The 4,967-nt window shown below is 41.0% G+C and carries 1 protein-coding gene; it reads left to right on the forward strand.

The window, feature by feature from the left end; all coding sequences use genetic code 11:
- Positions 1-4,954 (forward strand): PKD domain-containing protein (locus E1176_RS06165; protein ID WP_155209687.1); only part of this gene is annotated, 4,954 nt, incomplete at its 5' end.
- Positions 4,955-4,967: the final 13 nt, after the last annotated feature.

The raw sequence follows: 4,967 nt of genomic DNA on the forward strand, positions 1-4,967 counted from the left end.
CAGTGATGCAGCGATACTGACTGTAGAAGAGGAAGCGGTTATCACAGCCAACCCGGTAGACGTAACAAGATGTGAAGATGCTACAATTACTTTTAACGTATCAGCATCTGGGGCTGGACTTACATACCAGTGGGAAGAAGATAATGGCGGTGGGTTTACCCCTCTGGCTGATGGCGGTATATATTCCGGAACCAACACAGCTACATTAACGCTAGACGGTATTACCAGCGCAGAGAACGGTAATCAGTACAGAGTTGTAGTTTCAAACACCGCGGTGGTTTGTAGCGCATCTGTTACTAGTGCTTCAGCCACACTTACGGTTGATGAAAAACCAGAAATTATTGATGACCCAGATCCGGTTACCATTTGCGAAGGTGATAACACCTCATTTACGATTAACGCTGGAGTAACGACTAATCCTACTTACCAATGGCAGGTTAGTGCTAACGGAGGATCAACTTATTCAAATCTAAGTGATGATGCTACTTACAGTGGTGTAAGTACAGCGGTATTAAATATTATAAATGCACCGGCAACATTAAATGGCAATTTGTATCGAGCCCGAGTAAATGGAAAATGCACGCCTTCTGTATTTAGTCAAAATGCTCTGTTAGATGTCAGAGTAGTTCCAGTGGCAGATGCAGGTTCTGGAGGTGATGAGTGCGACTTGACGTTTTTATTAGGAGCAAATCCAAGTTCTGGAACCGGTATGTGGTCACAACAGGCGGGCCCTGGAACTGCGAGTTATAATAATATTAATAGTCCAAATGCAACAGTTACTGTAACAGCCTATGGAACATACACTTTCAGGTGGACTGAAACCAATGCAGTTTGTAGTGATTTTGACGAAATAGTTGTGAATTTTTATCTACAGCCAGTTGCCGATGCAGGAAGTGATGGAAACGAGTGTGATTTGGACTTTAACCTGGCAGCAACACCTAGTGTTGGAATCGGGACATGGTCAAAGGCAGTAGGCCCTGGTAATATTAGCTTTAGTACAAATGCAAATGATCCAAACGCTATTATATCAGTTGATGCCTATGGTAGTTATACTTTCAGATGGACTGAGAATAATAACGGTTGCATAGACACTGACGATGTAGTCGTAAACTTCTATGAGCAACCAATTGCAGATGCAGATAGGAATAATGCAAGTACCTACGATGAGTGTGATCTTAATTATTTATTAGATGCAGTGCCGAGTATTTCAGGTAGTACCGGACTTTGGAGTAAAGTTAGTGGTAGTGGAGTAGCTACATTTGCCAACGCTACCAGCCCAACTACAAATGTTAGTGTTTCGGCATTTGATACCTACGTTTTTGAATGGGTAGAAACAAATGGTGTGTGTAATGATAGCGATCAGGTTGTAATTAACTTCTACGAACAACCGGTGGCAAATGCTGGTCCGGGCGGTGTAGTGTGTGGGTTGAATTTTGGATTAAATGCCGTGCCAACTGTTGGTATTGGTACCTGGTCTAAAGTCAGTGGTCCGGGAATTCTTAGCTTTTCTGGAATTAATGATCCTAACGCAACAGTTACAGCAGATGCTTATGGCGAATATGAAATTCAATGGAGTGAAGATAATAATGGTTGTGTTAGCAGCGAAATCATTACAGTGATTTACAATGAGGCTCCTATAGTAGTGAGTGTAGACGATGATGGTACTGTACTCTGCGCCCCAGGTAGTATTAGTTTAAGAGGTGAAATTGGCGGGGGAGCAAATACAGGTACCTGGAGCTTGATTTCTGGAGGTACGGGAACACTCACAGCAAGTAGTCTGACAGGGACTACAGTAACTGCGACTTATATCGTAGACCCTTCAGAATTTGGTCCACTCGTATTTAGACTAACTACAGATGATGCTGATGGTGCCGGGCCTTGTACAATAGATTTTATGGAAACAACCATAACTGTTAATGAAGCTGCAGAAGTTAATGCAGGCCCAGACCTGGATGTTTGTGAAGATGAGACTAGCATAGAGCTGCAGGGAAGCTTCTCAGGCTCTACGAGTTCTGTGACCTGGAGTGGTGGAGCTGGTTCTTTCAGTGATGTAAATGACCCGAATGCTGACTATTTCTTTGATTCATCTGAAATAGGAACTTCCGTAACACTCACATTGACTACGGATGATCCTGATGGAGCTGGACCATGTGTTATTGTTTCTGATGTTATGCGGGTAAATGTTAATCCTTTACCAGTTGTAAACTTCTTTAACTTACCACCTGTAACTAATGAAAGTGAGAGCCCAATTACCCTGGTTGGTAATCATGCAGGAGGTAATTTTACAATTACACCTGGATCAGGCTTGGGAAGTACTTATATAGATAATGGAGAAGATAAAGTTTCTTTTGATCCAGGATCAGCGGAGTTGGGGAGCAATTTTGTTACTTACACATTTACTGATGCCAAAGGTTGTACTAATTTCAATACACAGGAAGTTATTGTTAACCCTGTAACATCTAACGATTTCAATATTGAAGGAGCCACTACAGATGAGTTTGGTCGATTAGAAATTTGTGCTGAGATTGGCAAACTTCGACTACTTGGAGTACCTGACCCTGCTTCTGGTAATCCTGGAACAGAATTTACTAGTACAGAATCAGGTTTCGTAACTCAGGAGCCGAATGGAGACTGGGTAGTTAATACCGATGGTTTAGCAAATGGAATTTACGAAGTGAGATATAGATATGTTAACTCCTTCGGGGCTCCATCGGTGGCTGTTAAAGATGTAAAAGTATATGCTAGTCCTATTGCTGATATTATCGTGGATAATAATTGTGTGGTTGAGACCATACAGTTTACTGATAATTCTTCAATACCGGCACCGGCAGATCCTTCTTTAGCCGATACTATTTTAGAATGGGCATGGGATTTTGATGATGGAACTTTTAGCAATCAACAAAACCCAATGCATACCTATGATTCACCAGGGATTTATAATGTTGAACTGGAGGTTACTACAGCTTTTGGCTGTAAGTCCACAACTAATCAGGTAGTGAGAGTTGGAAGTGTGCCAGAAGTTAACTTCTCATGGGCTTCTATTTGTAATGGCGATGCTACTGAGTTTGTGAATGCTACTCCAAAAGATGATCCAAACGCGGTCATTACTCAGCTAACCTGGGATTTTGGTGATGGAGAGTCAATAAGTGGTGCTGAGGGTGATAACGTGACACCTGGTACACACGGGGGACGTACATTCGGTACTTACACAGACCCTTTCCATGAGTATATAAATGTTGGTAATTATGATGTGACTCTTACAGTTGAAACCAGCGATGGCTGTACAAGCTCAATACAACAGCGCATATTTATTCTTCCTTTTAATGTAGTTACACCTTCTGCTGAGAATGCTTATTTTGAAGATTTTGAGGCAGGAAGTGGCGGATGGGTTGCTAATGCTCTGATTGAATATGTAAATGATGACACGGTAGCTAGCGACACAAGCTGGGTTTATGGAGAGCCTACCTGGGCCGGAAATAGCCAGCCGGGAAGCAATGCGTGGTGGACTGGTGATAATAGTGGTTCATACTATCCTAACGAAAGATCATTTATGAATGGTCCTTGTTTTGATCTTACACAACTTACCAGGCCAATGATTTCTATGGATATCTGGTACGATGTTCAGGATGGTTTTGATGGAGCTGTGCTTCAATATTCTATCAATGGAGGAATTAATTGGGTGAACGTAGGAACTGTTGATGAGGGTATAAATTGGTATGACGCACAAGGTTTAATAAGTAGACCAGGAGACAGAGCATCTATACCAAACGGACCTTCAAACTTTAATGAAGGTGACAAAGGCTGGACAGGAACTAGTGGTGGCCAATGGGTATCTGCCAGGTATAGCCTGGAAGGTATTCCTGAAAATGAGCGAGATTTCGTTCGATTTAGATTGGCTTTCGCTACTGATGCTAATGATCCAAGTACGGGGCCTCAGCTTAATGGTTTTGCTTTTGATAATGTATTTATTGGAAATAAAAGTAGAACTGTACTAGTAGAGCATTTTACAGATACAGAAATTGAAATTAGTAATCAAAGTAATCAGTATTTGGAATCCATTAAACAAAGTCAGATTGCAGAAACCGGATTCTCTGATTTTACTACTTTACAATATCACATCGATGACTCAGGTGAAGATCCTTTCTATCTGGCAAACACTGGAGACCCAAGTGCAAGATCATTGTATTACGGTGTGTCACAGGCTCCAAGCACAGTAATGGGCGGTAATCAATTTAATGGTAATCCATTTGAGTTAACCGAGGTAGCTATAGATAGAAGATCTTTAGAAGATCCACTATTTAAAGTATCAATTGATACCTTGTCAAGTGCAGATAATATTGTCTCTGGTGAAATAGAAATTGAGGCCTGTGATAATTTAAATGAACAGGTAACTGTGCAGTTAGCAGTAGTTGAAGATATGGTTGACTATAGCGGCATTACTTATCAAAACGTGGTAAGAAAACTGATGCTAGGTGGTCAGGGTCAAACAGTAAATTTAAATTGGACACCAGGTGTAAGTACTACAATCAATGCTGAGTGGGAGGTAAGTACGGAGATTCAAGACCCTAATAATCTTTATCTCATAGGATTTGTACAAAATAAGACTACAAGAGAAATATACGGTACTGCGATAGTAAAGGGACCTGTTAAACAAGGTGGACCTGTCACAGGGCTAGGCAATGATCTCTTAGAAGAAGTGAAACAAATTAATATATATCCTAACCCAGTTAATGGTGTCTTGAATTTCGATCTACCAACTACTGCCTCAGGTAATTACAATTGGAAGGTAATGGATCAAAGAGGTATTACAGTACTTGAAGGAAGTATAGACTTTGAGAATGGACATTACCAGGCAAATACCGAGTCATTAACTAACGGCATCTATTATGTCGTTATAGGCGCTGAGGATAGACCGCTTATGTATAAGAAAATAGCAGTGATGAACAGAGAATAATCTCTGTTCATCA

Source organism: Fulvivirga aurantia, from assembly GCF_009711475.1.
Classification (GTDB): domain Bacteria; phylum Bacteroidota; class Bacteroidia; order Cytophagales; family Cyclobacteriaceae; genus Fulvivirga; species Fulvivirga aurantia.